At 61.0% G+C, this 1,040-nt stretch carries 1 protein-coding gene; it reads left to right on the top strand.

Annotated elements, in window-relative coordinates; all coding sequences use genetic code 11:
- The coding region (locus tag FFS52_RS23570) for an ISL3 family transposase (protein ID WP_212743755.1) at positions 1-1,040 on the top strand (1,040 nt) is incomplete at both ends.

Here is a 1,040-nt window from a genome sequence, read left to right as displayed (position 1 = left end):
CGGTGTCCGCAGTGCAAGAAGCGCTGCCCGGGTTACGATCAGCCGCCGGCACCGCGGTTGTGGCGGCATCTGGATATGGGCGGCTGGCGGTGTTTCCTCGAGCTGCCCGCGACGCGTGTGCGGTGCCCTCGCCATGGTGTGAAGACTGAGTTGGTTCCGTGGGCACGTCCGGAAGTGAAGATGACCAGGGCGTTTGACGACACCGTCGCGTGGATGTGTGCGCACGCCCCGATGACCGCGGTGAGCGCCTACCTGCGGGTCTCCTGGCGGACGGTGTCTCGTATCGTCGAGCGTGTGGTCGACGATCATGTCGGACTCACCAAACGCTTGAACGGGTTGCGGCGCATCGGTATCGATGAGATCGCCTATCGCAAGGGCCGCCGGTACTTGGTCGTCGTGGTCAACCATGACACAGGGCAACTGGTGTGGGCTGGTGAGGGCGCCAAGAAGGCGACCATCGAGCGGTTCTTCGATGAACTGGGTGATGTGCGAGCCGGCGAGATCACCCACATCAGTGCTGATGGCGCCGAGTACATCGGTGCGGTCCTCGCCGAGCGGGCGCCGGGAGCGTACTGGTGTATGGACCCATTTCATGTGCTGCAGTGGGTCAATCAGGCGCTGGATCGATGCCGGTCTCGGGTGATGAGCCGGATAGCTGGCTTGTCAAAGGTGGAACGCGGCCGATTGAGGTGGGCGTTGTTGAAGAATCCTGACAACCTCACCGAGAGTCAAGAGCGGCTGCAGTCCATCGTGGTCGCCGATGCCAACAGTGTGCTGGCCCGTGCGTATCAGATGAAAGAAGAAATAAGGCACATACTTTCAGGTGCGTACTCCTCATGTTGGGCGCCGTTGCGGCGCTGGTTGAGGAAGGCAGAGGCCTGCGATATACCCGAGATTCGCACCTTGGCGCCGAGTATCCGTAAACGAGAGGTGCAAATCTACAACGCGGTCACGTGTCAGATGAGCAACGCTCGAGTCGAGGCGACGAACTGCCATCTGCGGTCATTGACAAAGCGGTCATACGGATTTCACACTCCCGA

The sequence above is a fragment of the Gordonia sp. ALPHA1B1 genome (assembly GCF_005502615.1).
GTDB lineage: Bacteria > Actinomycetota > Actinomycetes > Mycobacteriales > Mycobacteriaceae > Gordonia > Gordonia hongkongensis.
The sequence above is the reverse complement of the archived record's forward strand: the minus strand, read 5'-3'. Positions and strand labels throughout refer to the sequence as shown.